The sequence below is a fragment of the Polaromonas potterensis genome (assembly GCF_033446725.1).
Taxonomy (GTDB): Bacteria; Pseudomonadota; Gammaproteobacteria; order Burkholderiales; family Burkholderiaceae_C; genus Polaromonas.
Window position 1 is genome coordinate 19,091 of the sequence record NZ_JAWQLX010000001.1, and the last position, 15,776, is coordinate 34,866.

The 15,776-nt window shown below is 64.4% G+C and carries 15 protein-coding genes; 2 read left to right on the forward strand and 13 right to left on the reverse strand.

Annotation, left to right across the window (positions count from 1 at the left end; all coding sequences use genetic code 11):
- Nucleotide 1 precedes the first annotated feature (1 nt).
- From R6254_RS00110 to hydA, 5 genes are all read right to left on the reverse strand, one after another.
- The gene (locus R6254_RS00110; RefSeq protein WP_318403569.1) at nt 2-1,294 is read right to left on the reverse strand and encodes a TRAP transporter large permease; all 1,293 of its coding nucleotides are present in this window, start codon (nt 1,292-1,294) and stop codon (nt 2-4) included.
- Entirely contained in the window at nt 1,291-1,956 is a 666-nt protein-coding gene (locus tag R6254_RS00115; RefSeq protein WP_318403570.1) for a TRAP transporter small permease subunit, read from the reverse strand. Before R6254_RS00115 ends, R6254_RS00110 begins: the two co-directional genes overlap by 4 nt.
- On the reverse strand, nt 1,953-3,008 hold the full coding sequence (locus tag R6254_RS00120; RefSeq protein WP_318403571.1) for a TRAP transporter substrate-binding protein: 1,056 nt from the start codon (nt 3,006-3,008) through the stop codon (nt 1,953-1,955). The genes R6254_RS00115 and R6254_RS00120 overlap by 4 nt, the downstream gene beginning before the upstream one ends.
- An 84-nt stretch (nt 3,009-3,092) precedes the next feature.
- Entirely contained in the window at nt 3,093-3,839 is a 747-nt protein-coding gene (locus tag R6254_RS00125; protein WP_318403572.1) for an aspartate/glutamate racemase family protein, read from the reverse strand.
- The gene (gene hydA, locus R6254_RS00130; protein ID WP_318403573.1) at nt 3,836-5,269 is read right to left on the reverse strand and encodes a dihydropyrimidinase; all 1,434 of its coding nucleotides are present in this window, start codon (nt 5,267-5,269) and stop codon (nt 3,836-3,838) included. Before hydA ends, R6254_RS00125 begins: the two co-directional genes overlap by 4 nt.
- Before the next feature lie 300 nt (nt 5,270-5,569).
- Between hydA and R6254_RS00135 the strand changes: the two genes are divergently transcribed.
- Both R6254_RS00135 and R6254_RS00140 read left to right on the forward strand, forming a co-directional pair.
- Nucleotides 5,570-6,295, forward strand: coding sequence for a maleate cis-trans isomerase family protein (locus R6254_RS00135; protein ID WP_318403574.1), 726 nt, complete (start codon nt 5,570-5,572; stop codon nt 6,293-6,295).
- Between the two features lie 128 nt (nt 6,296-6,423).
- Complete coding sequence (locus tag R6254_RS00140; protein WP_318403575.1) at nt 6,424-7,134, forward strand: GntR family transcriptional regulator; 711 nt, start codon at nt 6,424-6,426, stop codon at nt 7,132-7,134.
- 39 nt (nt 7,135-7,173) lie between these two features.
- Here the strand turns inward: R6254_RS00140 and R6254_RS00145 are convergent, their stop codons facing one another.
- The 8 genes from R6254_RS00145 to R6254_RS00180 form a co-directional block, all read right to left on the reverse strand.
- On the reverse strand, nt 7,174-7,818 hold the full coding sequence (locus tag R6254_RS00145; protein ID WP_318403576.1) for a Crp/Fnr family transcriptional regulator: 645 nt from the start codon (nt 7,816-7,818) through the stop codon (nt 7,174-7,176).
- Nucleotides 7,797-8,492 (reverse strand): ABC-type transport auxiliary lipoprotein family protein, encoded by a 696-nt coding sequence (locus R6254_RS00150; RefSeq protein ID WP_318403577.1) that lies wholly within the window; start codon nt 8,490-8,492, stop codon nt 7,797-7,799. Before R6254_RS00150 ends, R6254_RS00145 begins: the two co-directional genes overlap by 22 nt.
- On the reverse strand, nt 8,489-9,445 hold the full coding sequence (locus tag R6254_RS00155; RefSeq protein ID WP_318403578.1) for an MlaD family protein: 957 nt from the start codon (nt 9,443-9,445) through the stop codon (nt 8,489-8,491). Before R6254_RS00155 ends, R6254_RS00150 begins: the two co-directional genes overlap by 4 nt.
- Before the next feature lie 18 nt (nt 9,446-9,463).
- Complete coding sequence (locus R6254_RS00160) at nt 9,464-10,267, reverse strand: ABC transporter ATP-binding protein (protein WP_318403579.1); 804 nt, start codon at nt 10,265-10,267, stop codon at nt 9,464-9,466.
- Nucleotides 10,264-11,418, reverse strand: coding sequence for an MlaE family ABC transporter permease (locus tag R6254_RS00165; RefSeq protein WP_318403580.1), 1,155 nt, complete (start codon nt 11,416-11,418; stop codon nt 10,264-10,266). The genes R6254_RS00160 and R6254_RS00165 overlap by 4 nt, the downstream gene beginning before the upstream one ends.
- A 285-nt stretch (nt 11,419-11,703) precedes the next feature.
- Entirely contained in the window at nt 11,704-12,459 is a 756-nt protein-coding gene (locus R6254_RS00170) for a GntR family transcriptional regulator (protein WP_318403581.1), read from the reverse strand.
- Nucleotides 12,443-14,227: a glycerol-3-phosphate dehydrogenase/oxidase gene (locus R6254_RS00175; protein WP_318403582.1), complete on the reverse strand. Its 1,785-nt coding sequence runs from the start codon at nt 14,225-14,227 to the stop codon at nt 12,443-12,445. The genes R6254_RS00170 and R6254_RS00175 overlap by 17 nt, the downstream gene beginning before the upstream one ends.
- A complete protein-coding gene (locus R6254_RS00180; RefSeq protein ID WP_318403583.1) occupies nt 14,224-15,711 on the reverse strand; it encodes an FGGY family carbohydrate kinase in 1,488 nt (495 codons plus the stop codon). The genes R6254_RS00175 and R6254_RS00180 overlap by 4 nt, the downstream gene beginning before the upstream one ends.
- Between the last annotated feature and the right edge of the window lie 65 nt (nt 15,712-15,776).

The window sequence follows — 15,776 nt, forward strand, 5'->3', positions numbered from 1 at the left end:
CTCACATGTGACCCGGCAGCCAGGTCACGATTTGCGGCACCAGCATGATCAACAAGGTGAACAAAATCATGATGGCGGCATAAGGCAGCGCGCCCCAGATCGCGTCTTCAATGCCGCCCTTGTCGGGCCGGATGCCATGCACCACGAACAGGTTCATGCCCACAGGTGGCGTGATCAGCCCCAGTTCACACATCAGCACGATGAAAATGCCAAACCAGATCGGGTCCACGCCCAGCGCCGTGGCGATGGGGAAGGTGATCGGGATGGTCGCCACCTGCATCGACAACACATCCATGAACATGCCCAGGATCAGGTAAAACACGATCAGCGCCAGGATCAGCCCGGTGGCCGACAGACCCAGCCCGGCCACCCATTTGGTCATGCTTTCCGCCACGCCGGTCAGGCTGATGGTCAGGTTCAGGATGAAGGCCGCCACCATGATCAGCAGAATCATGCCGCTGACCCGCGCCGAAGAGATAAAGCAGGTGCGCAGCAATTCCATGTTCAGCTTGCCCGACTGCCAGACGAAAAACAGCGCGGCGAGCACGCCCAGCGCGGCGCTTTCGGTGGTGGTGGCGATGCCGAAGTACAGGCTGCCCATGACGATGCCGAAGACCACGGCCGGCGGCACCAGGTAGCGCAACACACGGATGCGCTCGGCCAGCGGCACTTTTTCCTCGCGCATGACCTTTCCGCTGAACACCGACGACAGGGCGATCCACGCCATGAAACACAGCGTCAGCAGAATGCCGGGGATGATACCGGCGATGAACAGCTTGCCGATGGAGGTGTTGGTCAAGGAGCCGTAGACGATCATGTTGACGCTGGGCGGGATCAGGATGCCCAGGGTGCCGCCGGCCGCCAGCGAGCCGAGTGAAGCGCGCATGGGGTAGCCGCGCTTTTGCAGCGACGGCAGGGCCACCGTGCCCACGGTGGCGGCGGTGGCCACCGAGGAGCCCGAGGTCGCTGCAAACAGCGCGCAGCTGCCGATGTTGGTGTGCAGCAACCCGCCCGGCAACCGGCCCAGCCAGGCCGACAGCGCGATGTACATGCGGTCGGCAATGCCCGAGCGCAGCAGCAACTCGCCCAGCAGGATGAACAGCGGAATGCAGGTCAGGAGGTTCTCGTTCTGCACGCCCCAGACCACCGGCGCGATGGTGTCCATGAAAGGGATGCCATAGGCGGCCATGCCGCCCACGATACCCACCAGTGCCATGGACACGGCGATGGGCAGGCCGACCAGCATCAAGGCCAGCATGGCCATAAAGGCGAGGGAAATGATCATCACGTTCATGAGGGTGCTCCCGGTGTGGCCTGGCGCTGCGTTAAATCGTCCAGTTCTTCTTTCAACTCTTCCTTGGCGCTCTTGGGGCCGAAGTCCTTTAGCAGGCTGTCGATCTGCCCGCCCAGCAGCAGGCGGCTGGCGCGAATCGCGTAGCCGCTGGCAACCAGCGCAAAGGTGACCAGGCCCACGTACCAGACCGACTGCGGCCAGATCAGCGGGGTCGCCCAGGGCGTTTGCGCCGTGCTGCCGTAGGACAGCGTGTCGGCCAGCACCTTGAAGGCCACGTAGACGATGAACAGGCCGAACAAGGCCAGCGAGGCAATGGACAGCCAGTTCAGCAGCGCCTGCCAGCGCCGCGAAAAGCGCTCGTGGAAGACGTCAACGCGGATGTGGCAGCGGCCCATCAGCGCCAGGCTGAAGGCGATGGTCGAGCCCACCGCCAGCGCATAGCCGCCCAGCTCATCCGCCCCTTGCAGCGAGAAGTTGAACAGCTTGCGACAGATGGTCTCGGTGGAGACAACAAAGGCAAACGCGATGAAGATGCCGCCAAACACCATGGCCAGCACGGTTTCGATGCGATCTTTCAGCGAGGTCGCCGCGCTCGCGGGCGCCGCCCCGGCTGCCGCCGGCGTTAGCGGCACGGACGGATCAAAAGGCGCGGCCGGGCTCATTTGATCCCCACAATCGGGCCGACGGTGGCCTTCCATTTCTGCGAGCAGGTCGGGTTGGTCTTGTCGCACACCTCAGCCCAGAGCGGCAGCGAAACCTTGCCGACTGCACCGCGGATCAGGTCGCGATCGCTCTGAGAGACCGCCACACTTTTCAGCTTGAACTTCTTGCCGGTGGTGCAGGGGTCCTTGCCGGCATTGCAGTTCAGCGCATCCTGGAACAGTTCTTCCGAATACGTCCAGATATCGTCGCCCAGGGTGTCAAAGGCGGCCTGCAGCTTGACCTGCTGGTCTGGCTTGAGCTGCTTCCAGGCCTTGAGCGTGATGGCGTAGCCATTCAGCGCCATCTGGAAGCCGATGGCCAGCTGGTGCGTCGTCACTTCGGGCCAGCCGGCCGAGTTGGCCGAACTCGGGCCGGTGATGGCGCAGTCGACCACACCCAGCGACAAGGACTGGTGGGTTTCCGGGAAGGACAGCGGCACGGGCGTGCCACCCAGCATTTCAATGAACTTGGCCAGGTTCTGGTCATAGACCCGGACCTTCAGTCCTTTCACATCGGCCAGTTTTTCGATGGGCTTGGAGCACATGAGAATTTGCGGGCCGAAGGGCCAAACGCCCAGCAGCTTGACGCCGAACTGCTTTTGCAGCCGCTCGTCGACGGTCTGGAAATAAGCCTTGCCCACCTTGCGGCTGGTGGCGTAGTCGGGGCTGGCGCCCACCAAATCGAGACCCAGCAGCGTCGGCTCGTCGCGCGAGTTCTGCGAAACCCGCAGCGACACCAGGTCGAACAGGCCGGTCTTCATCACCCGCAACTGCTCGGTGTCCTTGATGCCCAGCGTGTCGATCGGCTTGTAGTCCACGTCGATCGGCAGCCCGGTGCGCGCCGCGAAGTTCTCGAAGAAGGGTTGCTCCTTGTTCTTCTGGATCAGGCCGGTGGCCAGCGGCTGGCCGATGGCCTTGAACTTGAGTCTGTCCTGGGCATAAGCGGGCAAGGCCAGGGTCGCGGCAAGGCCGGCCACGACGGCAAAAGTCTTGAAGCAGGGAGGGTATGACATGACAAACTCCAGTCGATTGAAAAGTGCAGGTGGATGGAAAGGGCGGCGGGAATAAGTTCGTGGCGTTGACGGGACGCATCAGGTTTAAGCGCTGCGGTCCAGCAGCCGAGCGATGGCGGGCGGCAAACCGCGATTCGGCTTGATTGGTGGCGGGGCAAAACTGCCGCGCAGCGCCATGCCCGGCTGCAGCGCGGCCAGGGTCTCGGCATGGCGCACGGCGCTGGAGACGCCGTCCACCACGGGCACCGGCAACTGGCCCCGGAGCGAACGCGCCAGGCCAGCCAGCGGCGCGCCGGCCAGCACGATGACGTCGGCACCGTCTTCGTCGACCGCACGTTCGGCCAGCGCCTTCAAGGCCTGGGCGTGCTCGTCCTGCACCTGGCCGATGCTGGCCAGGGGCCGGTCCAGCGCACGAATGCTGGCCAGGCGCGAGCCCAGGCCATAAGACTCGACCACCTCGCGGTACCAGGCCTGGATGCGTTGCGAAATCGCGATGATGGAAATGCGGTTGCCCAGCAGGCAGGCACTGGCCAGCGCGGCCTCGGTCAGCCCGGTCACCGGCAGCGGCAAGGCTTCGCGCAGGCCGGTGAGCCCGGGGTCGCCAAAGGCCGCCACCACTACCGCGTCAAAACGCTGATGGTGTTCCGCGGCCAGTTGGGCCGCCGCGTAAGCGCCTATCAAGGCCTCGAAACGTGTTTCGATATAAGCCACACCAAAAGGGGCTGTCAACACTTCGATCTCCGTGCCAGCCGAGGCGCTGCGTTGCGCTTCGCTGCGGATTAATTCGGACACGCTGTCCGAGATATTCGGATTGATGAGCAAGAGTTTCATGCTGGCCTTTCGGATCGACGCGGCAGCAGCGAGGGAGCACCACAGGCCAGGAACAGACCTCGCCCGGCGCGGCCGAGGAATTCGCGGCCGTCCCAGACCACCTCGCCGCGTGACAAGGTGAGGCCGGGCCAGGCCTTCAAGCGCATGCCTTCGTAGGGCGTGTGGTCCACCGCATGGTGCAGCTGCGTGTTGTGCAAGACAAACTCGCGTTCGTCCCAGATCACCAGGTCGGCATCGGCCCCGATGGAGATGCTGCCCTTGCGCGGATGCAGGCCGTAGGCTTTGGCCGGGTTGGTCGCGGTCAGCTCCACGAATTTTTCGAGCGTGATGCGCCCACCCAGCACCCCTTCCGAATACAGCAGCGCCATCCGTGTCTCAATGCCGGCCAGGCCGTTTGGAATATGGCGGAAGGAGACCTCTTCGCCACCGGGTTGCTTGCCCTCGGTGCCGTCGTAGTTGAACGGGGCGTGGTCGGAGGAGAACAAGGTGAACAAGCCGTCATTGAGGCCATTCCAGATCACCTCCTGGTTGGCCTTGTCGCGCGGCGGTGGGCTGCAAATACAACGTGCACCGTGGTAGCTGTCGTCCAGCCCCAAATCCTCGGCGGTCAGGAACAGGTATTGCGGGCAGGTTTCGGCAAACACCTGCAGCCCCATGCCACGCGCCTGGCGGATCTGCTCCACCGCTTCACGGCCGGAAACATGCACGATCAGGATGGGCACATCCACCAGTTGCGACAAGGCGATGACACGGTGTGTCGCTTCCCGCTCCACCAGCATGGGCCGCGCATGGGCGTGATAACGCGGCGCGGTGCGGCCTGCGGCTTCCAGCCGTTTGGTCAACCATTCGATGCAATCGGCATTTTCCGCATGCACCATGGCCATGGCACCATGCTGGCGCGCCACATCCAGCACGTCGAGAATCTGGCCGTCATCCAGTTTCAAGTCGTCGTAGGTCATGTAAATCTTGAACGAGGTGTAACCCTCGGCGATCAGCGCCGGCAGCTCCACGTTCAGGACTTCCGGCGTCGGGTCACTGACGATCAGGTGAAAGGCGTAGTCGACATGCGCGCGGCCCTGGGCCCGCTGGTGGTAGTCGGCCACCGCGGCGCGCAGCGACTGGCCCTTCTCTTGTGCGGCGAACGGGATCACGGTGGTGGTGCCGCCGCAAGCCGCCGCACGTGTGCCGGTGTCAAAATCATCGGCCATGCGTAGGGGCGGCGGCATGGGCTGGTCCAGGTGGCAATGGGCGTCCACACCGCCGGGCGTGACCACGCGGCCGGCGGCGTCGATTTCCCTTGCACCGCGGCCCAGCGCCGTCCCCAGTTGGACAATTCGCCCGTCGGTCACACCGATGTCGGCGTCGTAGCTGTCGCTGGCGGTGGCAACACGTGCATTTCTGATGACAAGATCAAATACTGCCGGGCTCATACAGCGGCCTCGTGCGCACCATCTTGGCGAATCAGTGTCATCTTTAGTGCAAACATTGTTGTCAACAATTCATTTACGATTTTGTTTTGGTGCGTCGTCATAGTCATCTCAAGAATAGGAAGCTCTTTGCAAATTCCGGGCCTGCGTGTGACGCCAGCCTCCGGTGTGGTGCTTAATATCTGCCAGCGACAAAATGTCAACAATAGTGTTTACACTTATGCCGACAAATATTTAAAAGTCCGCGCCGAAAAGTGCGTCCATGCCTTATTCTTGTGAGCCACCCTCTATCAGGAGCCCGCCATGATCCAGCCCGTCCGCCTGGGTGTGTTGACACCTTCTTCCAATACCGCCCTGGAGCCGCTGACCAGCGCCATCGCCGCCGGCCTGCCCGGCGTGAGCGCGCACTTCTCGCGGTTCAAGGTGACGGAGATTTCCCTGCAGGCCCAGGCCCTGGGGCAGTTTGACGACAGCAAAATCCTGGCGGCCGCCGACCTGCTGGCCGATGCCAAGGTCGACGTGATTGGCTGGAGCGGAACCTCCTCCGGCTGGCTGGGCTTCGAGGCCGACCAGCGCCTGTGTGAACGTATCCGTGAACGCACCGGCATCCCGGCCACCACGGCCGTGCTGGCGCTCAACGAGTTGCTGGCGCTGCGCGGCATCACCCGGCTGGCCCTGGTCACGCCTTACACCACGGACGTGCAGCAGCGCATCGTCGACAACTACCGCACCCTGGGCATTGAGATCGTGGCCGAGCGCCACCTGGGCATCTGCGTCAACCATGACTTTGCGCTGGTCCCGCCTGACACCTTGCGCACCCTGATGAGCGAGGTCGCCACAGCGCGCCCGCAGGCCATCACCACGTTCTGCACCAACCTGCACGCGGCGGGACTGAGCGAGGCCGTGGAGGCCGACCTGGGCATCCCGCTGCTGGATACCGTGAGCACCACGGTGTGGGGCATGTTGCGCGCCGCCGGGGTGGATCCGGCAGCGGTTCGCGGCTGGGGCCAGTTGTACGGCTGGCGCTGAAACACGCCATGCCCAATAAACCCCTTGGTAAGATGGCGCTGCCCCGCGTGGCCAGGGACACGCGTGCCGAACCTCTGGCAGTTGTGCCGGCTTGTGTCGACCCATCGCCCCACCTTCACCCGTCCACCATGACCCGCAGCGCGCGAAAAACTCCCCCTGAGGTTCGTCTTGAACGTGAAACAGCGAACGACGACATCTACGAACGCATTTACGGCGCCATCGTCGAACACCGGCTGCACCCGGGCACCAAGCTCGGCGAAGACCGCCTGGCCACAATCTTCGGCGTGAGCCGGGCACGGGTACGCGAAGTGTTGGCACGCCTGGCGCATGAGCAGATCGTCGACCTGTACCCGCAGCGCGGCGCCTTTGTCGCCAAACCCTCGCCCGAACAAGCCATCGATGTGTTTGAGGCGCGCCGGCTGATCGAGCCGGCGCTGCTGCGCCGCCTGATCCACACCTTGACCTCCGAAAAAGTCGCACGCCTGCGTCAACACCAGGAGCTCGAACTGGACGCTCGGCGGCGCGATGACAAACGTGCGGTGGTGCGTCTTTCCGGCGAGTTTCACCAGTTGCTGGGCGTGCTGGCCGGCAACGCGGCCCTGGCACGCAGCATCCGCGAGTTGTCGACGCTGACCTGCCTGATCATCATTCTGTACGACGCACCCACCGCTTCCAGCTGCCGCGCGGACGAGCACTGCAACATCATTGATGCGATTGCAAAACGCGACAGCGCACGCGCCGAACAGTTGATCCTGGAACATCTGAACCACATCGAAAGCAGCCTCAAGCTCGACAGCTCGACCGAAGAGGTGGACCTGGAAGCCGTGTTCGGGTCCTGAGGCCGAACACGCAGCGCGGCCAGGACGGCGCGCGGCGCTTCAGGGCTGTTGCAGCAACCTGACCAGCTGGTTGCTGGTGTTGCGCAGGCGCTGGGCCAGCAGCTGGGTGATCTTCACCACCAGCTTGGCGCCCACGCCGGGGTGGCGGCGTATCAGTTGTCCGATCGCGGCGCGGCCCAACACCGCGGCTTCCACCGTGTCAATCGCCGTGCAGCTGGCGTAACGCACATCACTGTCGAACATGGACATCTCGCCCAGGGAGGTGCCTTCGATCACCACGCCCAGCCGCGAACTGTGGTCCTGCGTCACGGGATCATGCGCGCGCGGCGGTGTGGCCTTGCTCACATCGACGGTGCCGCTGAGCAGCAACAACATCCAGTCGCTTTTGTCGCCCTCGCGGATCAAGACCTGGCCGGGCTGGGCCCGGATCAGCAACATGGCCTCGCCCAGGGTGTCGAGCTCTTCCGGCGTGAAGTCTTCCAGCAGGGGTGAATGTTGCAGCACGCCCGGCCCACGCCCGGACATGTGCTGGCAGCAACCCAACAACTCCAGCCCGGCCTGGCGCAGCTCTTCTTCCAGTTGCATGGCCGCAGCGTGTGCGGCCTGGTCCCGGGCATCGCCCAGCGGCGCATGCCCGCCCTGGGACGGCGCGGCGCCGGGGTTCAGGGCACTTGCTGCAGCCATGTGGCTATCTCCTCAATTGCGGCGTCACTTGCGGCAGTCAACGCACGCACGCCGCCAGCCGCGTCGCTGCTGGGCGCCGGGCGCTGCACCGTGATGTTGCGCTGGGCCAGCAGTTTTTCGCCGGCCGGGGTGTATTCCACCAGCGTGGCACGCAGCCGGACCAGACCGACGCTGCTGGTAGGCGTGTCGAACAGCTGGCTGAACTCTTCCAGCTCCAGTTGCAGCACCCGGGGCAAGACGTCCGGGTGGGCGCGGCGGTTCAGGGCCGGCCCCTCACCGGCGGTGAGCACGGCGCGCTGGCGGCTGAGTGCCTCGCGCAGCCGCTGGCGCAGCAGCTGCGCTGGCGGCATGCTCCAGCGCGCCTGCGAATAAGGCCGCAACTGCTGCGCATCGGCATAGGCCAGCCGGTACAACACCGCCTGGTTGTCCAGCGCCCCGCCTGGCGTCCCCACGTCGGCCAGCGCCAGCGGTGGCAGCGGGGCCTGCCGCGTCATGAGCGGCGTGGTCAAGGGGCCGGGGCCAAAGTCATACAAGGCCGCGCGCACCGGCTTGTCGGGCAAGGCGGAACAGGCGCCCAGCAGCAGCGCAACCAACACCACCAAGCCAAATCGGCCTCCAGCCCTTAAGGGACGGTCGCAAGCAGCTACGCTATTTATAGCAAATAGGGGGCTCATGGTTTTCCTCCGGGAGCGGTGAAGCCGGCCTCGCCCGGGCCGGGCGTGGGCGGGCCGTTGCCAAAAATCAGCGACTGCGGGTTGTCGTCCACCGCGTTGACGGTGCGCCTGAGCTGGCGCATGGCGCGGGCGGTTTCCTCTGCTACCTCGCCCAGGCGCGGCAAGGTCGCCGCGCTAAAGGTTTCCACCGTGGCCGCCAGGGCCGCGCCGCCTTCGCTGACCTTGTCGAGGGGACCGCCCTTGGCGTTGAGGCGATCCGCCGTGGCGGTCACTGCGGTGGCGGTTTTGGACACATCGTTGGCGGCGGTTTTCAGCGACTTCATGGTGGTGCTGGCTTCCTGGCTGAGCTGGGGCATGGAGGCCACGACCGGCTCCAGCTGCAGGGCCAGCTTGTTGAGGCTGTCGGCGGCCTGGCCAAACTGCTGGACCGTGGTCATCAAGGCCTGCTGGTTGTCGTTGGCCAGCAGCTTGTTGAGCTGGGTGCCGGCCGCTGCGACCTGACCCAGGATCACCTCGGCTTTGTCCAGCATCTGGTCCAGCTGGCCGGGCTTGAGGGGTATCCGCGGCGGGTCGTCGTCATTGGGCACCAGCAGCGCTGTGGTCGCGGGGCCATCGTCTTCGAGCTGGATAAAACCCAGCCCAGTGACACCTTGCGAGCTGACGCTGGCCACCGTGGTTTTGGTCAGCGGCGTGCCTTTATCGACCGAGATACGCACCAGCACATTGCCCTTGATCTTGTGGTCAAACCCAATGAACTCGACCTTGCCGACCGGCACGCCGCGAAAACGCACCTGCGCCTGCGGCTGCAGGCCGGAGAGGGTTTCGCGGGTGGACATTTCAAACAGGTGGCGTGTGCCGCTGTCGCGGGTCAGCCAGACGGCCAGCACCGCCAGCAGGGCAGCCACCGCCAGCACAAAAGCGCCGGCGGCCATGGCATGGGCTTTGTTTTCCATCTCGGGACTCCTGAAAATCTAGACCGTAAAAGGATATTCACGCAGCAGCTGCATCGCCCGCTGGCCGCGTTCACCCAGGAAAAAATTGCGAATAAAAGGATGCGAAAAAGCGATCACGTCTTTGGGCGGGCCGCTGACAATGACTTTCTGCTCGGCCAGCACGGCAATCCGTGTGCTCAGCTCGAACAAGGTGTCCAGGTCGTGCGTGACCATCACCACCGTGAGCGCCATGTCGCGGTGCAACGAGCGCAGCAAGGCGCAAAAACTGTCGGAGCTGTCCGGGTCCAGCCCGGCGGTCGGTTCGTCCAGCAGCAGCAGCGGCGGGTCCATGATCAGGGCGCGCGCCAGCGACACCCGTTTGACCATGCCGCCGGATAAATCGCTGGGCATCTTGCCCGCATGTTCGGGGGCCAGCCCGACCATCTGCAGTTTGACCATCGCGGCTTCATAAATCAGCGCGCTGGGCAAGGTCTTGAGTTCACGCAAGGGGAAGGCAATGTTTTCCAGCACCGTGAAGGCCGAGAACAAAGCCCCCTGCTGGAACAACATGCCGACCCGGCTGGCCGCACCTTTTTTGCCGAGTTCGGCCGCCGGTTTGCCCAGCACTGTGATCTCGCCCTGCGCCGGATGTTCGAGTCCCAGGATTTGCCGCAGCAACACGGTTTTGCCGGTGCCCGAGCCGCCGACCAGCGACAAGAATTCGCCGGCCTGGATGCGCAGGTCCAGGTCCTTGTGGATGACGGCTTGTTTGTCGCCGTTGGTGAACACCGTGGAGAGTCCGCGGATGTCAACGATGGCGGCATCAGGAAGCGGCTCGTTCATATACCAATGCCCTTGAACAGCACCGCGAACAGCGCATCCACCAAAATCACAACGGTGATCGAGGTGACCACCGAGGCCGTGGTGCCCTGGCCCAGGCTTTCGGTGTTGGGTTTGACACGCAGACCGAAATGGCAACCGATCAGCGCAATCAGCACACCAAAAACCACCGACTTGGCGGTGGCCAGCGTGAGGTTGGCGGCATCCACTGCGGCGGGCAAGCTATTGATGAAAAAAGACGGCGTGACACCCATCGCCAGGTCGGCGGCCAACATGCCGCCCACCAGCGCGGCCAACGTGGTCCAGACGCTGATCAGCGGCATCACAATCGCCAGCGCCAGCGCGCGCGGCATGACCAGCCGGTAGCTGTGGGCAATGCCCATGACACGCATCGCATCGAGTTCTTCGGTCACCCGCATCACGCCGATCTGCGCGGTGATGGCCGAGCCGGAACGCCCGGCAATCAGGATGGCAGCCAGCACCGGCCCGAGTTCGCGGATCAGCGAAATGCCCAGGATGTTGACAATGAAGGCGTCGGCGCCAAACTGCTTGAGTTGTTGCGAGATCAGGTAGGCCAGCACCACACCAATCAAAAAACCGACCAGGGCGGTGATCGGCAAGGCGGTGGCGCCTATGTGGTACAGATGGCCTGACAGGTCACGCCAAGGCCCTTCGCGTGGATTTTTCGCAAGTTTGATCAGGTTCAGCAGCAGGCGACCTATCAGCGCGAGCAGGTCCGCCCCATGACCGAGCAGCTCCAACACACCTTCGCCCAGCTTCAGGAAAGCCTGTTTAAAGCCCACGGCCGGGACCGCCGGCCGCTCCACACTGAACTGCGCGACCCGCTCCAACACGGCACGTTGCGCTGGCAGGATCTCTATTTTTTCAGGCCATTGCCGGCCCCAGTGGTTCCACAAGACCTGTGCGCCCAAGTGGTCCAGCAGGGTGATGCCGCGCAAATCCCATGACACCGCGCCCGAGCCGGTGGAATGCAGGGCCTGCAGCCGCGCGGTCAAAGCCGCCCACACCGGCCTGGCTGTCAGTTCGGCCGCGGTCCACAGACCCAACACCACATAACACGCACCCTCCGGTGTATCGTGCTGGTCGATATGCGGCGCCGATTCGTTGGCAACGGCTTCCTCCGGTGATGGCATGTGTTTAATCGTGCAAGGACTTGGGATGATTCGGCGACAGGGGCAGCAGCCCACATGCAGATGCGCACGGAACGCCGGTCTGAATGCATGGTAATACAGCCGGCGCCATCACGGCTACCGTCATTTGGCTGTAAAGCGCCCTCGCCCCGTCCTACAAAGGAGGGATGTTCGCTGGCGAATGCGGCAGAACATCAAAATAACTCGGGACGCCAGCGGCACGCGCGCATGGCGCCTTGACACCGCTTGTGACCAAGGACCCGCCTACGCCGGGGCGGCGGGGTCTCTTCAGATGGTCGTCTGCACGTGCAGGCGGCTTGATTCGCAGCGGTGCAAGGCGCGGTAGTACTCCACCGGCCTACCGTTGGCACCATAAGCAATCGATTCGATGCGCAGCAGCGGTGTCGGCTGTGCCAGCTTGAGCAGCTCGCTGGTGGGTCCGTCGGACAAAACCGCATCAATCCAGCGCTCGGCGCGCACCAGACGAAGCCCGTACTGCCGCCGCAAGACGTCATACAGCGATCGATCTTCCAGCCGCGTGCGGTGCAGGCCAGGCGCAAGGTCGGCCGGCACGGCCGTTTCGACGAGCAGCCGCAGCTCGCCATCGACGCTGCGCAACCGCTTGAGCGACACGACCAACGCGCCATCCGTCAGGCCCAGCGAACGGGCTTCAAGTTCGTTGGGCGCGCGTAATTCCTGGGTCAGGATCTGCGTGCGAACCGAGCGCCCCTTGCGTTCCATTTCATCGGAAAAACCCAGCACGGTCGAGACAAAATCCTCGTCGCGCTCGCGCGCCGATACGAAAGCGCCGCGCCCCTTGATCTTGTAGATCAGGCCATTACGAACCAGATCGGCCAACGCCTCCCGCACGACGATACGTGAAATGCCGAACTGCTCGCCAAGCTCGGCTTCGGAGGGCAGCTTGGCACCAACCGGCAAGGCGCCCTGCAGGATCTGGAGTCGAATCGCATCCCGAAACTGGGCCCACAGGGGCAAGGAGGAGTTGCGGTCGAGAAGAGACAAAGTATCAGTTGGATGGTTCATATGAGGACTGGCCAAGGGCCGAACGGATCATCGATGATGCATCGAAAGGAGATTCAGCCACTGACGCCGGCACAGGGCTGAGGCGAACGCCATGCCGCTCGCGCAGGGTCGTTGCGCAGGTATGCAGTTCCTGGCGCTGCCGCGCCGCGTCCCAGCCCAGGGCCGCGGCGGCGATCTCGACGATCTCGGCGAGGGCGGCATCGGTGACCTGGCCGCGAATCGCGAGCAATGTCCTGCGGATGACGAGGTCGGCGAGATGAATCACGCCGGTTTCCAGGCACAGGTAGGACAGTTCAGCGGCCGAATAATCGGGCGCGTGCTGCAGTGGTACGTCGCCCGCAGCCATCAAGCGCTGCACCAGCGGCAAGGCCTTGGCGCCATAACGCCCCAGCAGACGCTGCGCACGCGCGTGGCCCACGCCGGAGGCCGCCATCATCTGCGCGATGAAACGCTCGCTTGCCGGCGCATCGCCCGGCAAGCCTGCACCGCCGCCTATGGGCAACAATTCGGTCGAAGCCTTGCGGGCGCGCCCTAGCTGCTGCAACACCTCGGTGCTGGCCTCTTCCGCCAGCGAACGGAAAGTTGTCCACTTGCCGCCGACCAGGCCGACGATGGAAATGTCGCGCGTCGCATTCGGCGGATCAATCACCACCGAATGGTCGCGCGAAATCTGTCCCGGCTTGTCGGCCTCCGAACGCGCGAGCGGACGCACGCCGACATAGGTGTAGACCACGTTGTCGCGACCGAAAACCATGGCCGGAAAGACCTCGCGTAACACGTCCAGCAGGTAGTCGACCTCAGCGGGATCGGTCACGATCTGATCCGGGTCGTCAACCGGGATGTCGGTAGAACCCACCAGCACGCGGCCCAGGAAGGGATAAACGATACACACCCGGCCATCCAGCGCTTCGAAATAAGCCATGCGGCCTTCGAGCGCATCGCGCAGGGCCGGGTGGTCCAGCACCAGGTGTGAGCCCTTGGTGCCCATGATACGTGCGCCCGAGCCGCCCAGCAGGGCCGCGCTGAGGTCTAGCCAGGCGCCGGTGGCGTTGACCACGGTGTCGGCGGTGACGCACACCAGTTCGCCGGTGATCTCGTCGCGCAGCGTGAGCGTTTTTCCCGCGCAGCCCATGACCTTGCAGTAGTTGGCCGCCGTGGAGCGCGGCTGGTCGCGGCAAGCGTCATCCATCAGCTCGAGCATGAGCCACTCCGGATGGCTGATCCAGGCATCGAAGAAGGTGGCGGTCCAGCGTACCGCCGGGCGGAACAACTGGCGGTCCCTGGCTGGCACACGTTCGATCCGATGCCCGGGCATCACGCGCTGGCGGCGTCCCAGCACATCGTAGAGTCGCAAACCGAGGGCGACCGCAAGCAGCCCCCTGCTGCGTTGGGGCGGTGTTTTACCGAAAAATTTGAGGGCGCTGCTCAGCAGTCCGCCAAAAAAACTCGACAGCGGCACCACGGTCTTGAGCGGTCGTACCAGGTGCGGCGCATTACGCAGCAGCAGATTGCGCTCACGCGTGGCTTCCGCCACGAGCGAAAAGCTGCCGCTCTCCAGGTAACGCAGGCCGCCGTGGATCATGCGCGAGGGCGCGCTGCTGGCGCCGGCACCGAAGTCGCCCTTGTCGACGATCAGGCAGTCCACACCTTGCAGCGACAGGTCGCGAAACACGCCGACGCCGTTGATACCGGCACCGACGATCACGGTCGAAAAATGACGGCCCGCCAATGACGCGGGACGCACAAAAGGTCGTTGCCAGGCACTCATGCCGCGCGCCCCGCCAAATGAGAAAACACCGGGCACATCGTGTCTATCAGTTCGTTGAAACCGGCCTTGAAATCGGTATGGACCTGTGCGTCGCGCGCATCGGGCTCCACGGTGTCGCAGGGCGCGAGCAAGGCGCTGCCCTCTGCTGCGTGGTCGAGGTCCTGCGACATGGCCGCGTAGATCGCGGCGCCACGCGCGCCGGTCTCGTCATCGGCGCAACGTTCGACCGGATGACCAAGAAAGGCCGCGAGCAGTCTCACCAGCCGCATATCGCTGGCACCGCCGCCCAGCACGGTCGATGCCGCAACCGGCAGGCCGCAGGCCGCAAGCCGCGCGGTGTGCCGCGCGTGCAGCGCCGCCGTGGCATCCACCACGGCGCGCGCCATGTCGCCGCGTGTGTGATGGCTCTTGAGGCCGACGAAGCCAGCCGTCACACCGCCGCCACCGTTGACAAAAGGCAGAAAGCGCAGGCCGCCGGCGCCCAGCGGCACCGACATCGCCAGGTCGACCACGGCACGTGCATCGGGCAGTCCCAACACGCCGGCCAGCCAGGCGATGTTGGCCATCGAGGAGGGGCTGTTCTCCATGTAGAGCCGCTTGTTCGCAAGGCCAAAATTCACGATGGCGGCAACCGCCGGCTTGGGTGTGATCACCGGCCCGATCACCGCATTCACACACCAGGTGCCGAACACCGACACCGCGCGTCCGCGCCCTTCGGCGCCAATGGCCGTCATGGACGCCAGCAGGTCAATGGCGCCCATCGCGACGGGAATGCCCGCAGGCAAACCGCACAGCGCCGCTTCTGTGGGCTGCAGCTTGCCGATCACGGTGCCGCTTGGCACGATGGGACCGAAAACCTGCGGACCGAGATCCGCGATGCCTGACACCTCGAAGCCTGTCTGCGACCAACGACCGGTGGCCAGCGACAACAGGCCGGCGGTGCTGGCATCGCTGGCATCGGTGGCGATCTCGCCAGTCAGCAGAAAGCCGAGGTAGTCCTTGGCAAACAGCAGACGGCACAACTCGCCGCGCTGCAACACACCGGCCTGCAGCAACTCGGCCGCGATCACGGTCGGCTGCCCGGGCCAAGGGCTGCAACCCACCTCCTCGAACAGGCGCGCGCCGTGGCTCGCCGCCAGGGCGCGCGCACGGGCGTCGGCGCGCTGGTCGGTGGATGCAACAGCGCGGCCGCCTACAAGTTGGTTTTGGGCATCGAGCGCGTAGAGGCCGGCGCCGTGACCGGTACAGGCCATGGCACGAACCTCGGCCGTGCGCGGGCCGAGCTGGTGAGCGACGTCGCGCAACACGTGGCTCAGCGCGGCACGGATCGCCGAGGCGTCCACCTCGCACCCGCCCGCGGGCAGCCGCTTGTGCGGCAAGGCCATGCGGGACAAGGCGACCGTGCGGCCACTTCCGGCGTCTAGGGCCAGCGCCTTCAGGCTGCTGGACCCCATGTCTATACCTATCAATAGTTTGGAGATCATGTTATGACATCTTCGGCGAAGAAAATTTTCATCACCACTAGTGTTTATCCTAATTACCTCGAAAA

Coding starts and splice junctions, on each gene's coding strand:
- R6254_RS00135 (WP_318403574.1), top strand. CDS start 5,570: ATGATCCAGCCCGTCCGCCTGGGTGTGTTGACACCTTCTTCCAATACC.
- R6254_RS00150 (WP_318403577.1), bottom strand. CDS start 8,492: ATGAGCCCCCTATTTGCTATAAATAGCGTAGCTGCTTGCGACCGTCCC.
- R6254_RS00165 (WP_318403580.1), bottom strand. CDS start 11,418: ATGCCATCACCGGAGGAAGCCGTTGCCAACGAATCGGCGCCGCATATC.
- R6254_RS00120 (WP_318403571.1), bottom strand. CDS start 3,008: ATGTCATACCCTCCCTGCTTCAAGACTTTTGCCGTCGTGGCCGGCCTT.
- R6254_RS00140 (WP_318403575.1), top strand. CDS start 6,424: ATGACCCGCAGCGCGCGAAAAACTCCCCCTGAGGTTCGTCTTGAACGT.
- R6254_RS00145 (WP_318403576.1), bottom strand. CDS start 7,818: ATGGCTGCAGCAAGTGCCCTGAACCCCGGCGCCGCGCCGTCCCAGGGC.
- R6254_RS00125 (WP_318403572.1), bottom strand. CDS start 3,839: ATGAAACTCTTGCTCATCAATCCGAATATCTCGGACAGCGTGTCCGAA.
- R6254_RS00115 (WP_318403570.1), bottom strand. CDS start 1,956: ATGAGCCCGGCCGCGCCTTTTGATCCGTCCGTGCCGCTAACGCCGGCG.
- R6254_RS00175 (WP_318403582.1), bottom strand. CDS start 14,227: ATGAGTGCCTGGCAACGACCTTTTGTGCGTCCCGCGTCATTGGCGGGC.
- R6254_RS00180 (WP_318403583.1), bottom strand. CDS start 15,711: ATGATCTCCAAACTATTGATAGGTATAGACATGGGGTCCAGCAGCCTG.
- R6254_RS00110 (WP_318403569.1), bottom strand. CDS start 1,294: ATGAACGTGATGATCATTTCCCTCGCCTTTATGGCCATGCTGGCCTTG.
- R6254_RS00160 (WP_318403579.1), bottom strand. CDS start 10,267: ATGAACGAGCCGCTTCCTGATGCCGCCATCGTTGACATCCGCGGACTC.
- hydA (WP_318403573.1), bottom strand. CDS start 5,269: ATGAGCCCGGCAGTATTTGATCTTGTCATCAGAAATGCACGTGTTGCC.
- R6254_RS00170 (WP_318403581.1), bottom strand. CDS start 12,459: ATGAACCATCCAACTGATACTTTGTCTCTTCTCGACCGCAACTCCTCC.
- R6254_RS00155 (WP_318403578.1), bottom strand. CDS start 9,445: ATGGAAAACAAAGCCCATGCCATGGCCGCCGGCGCTTTTGTGCTGGCG.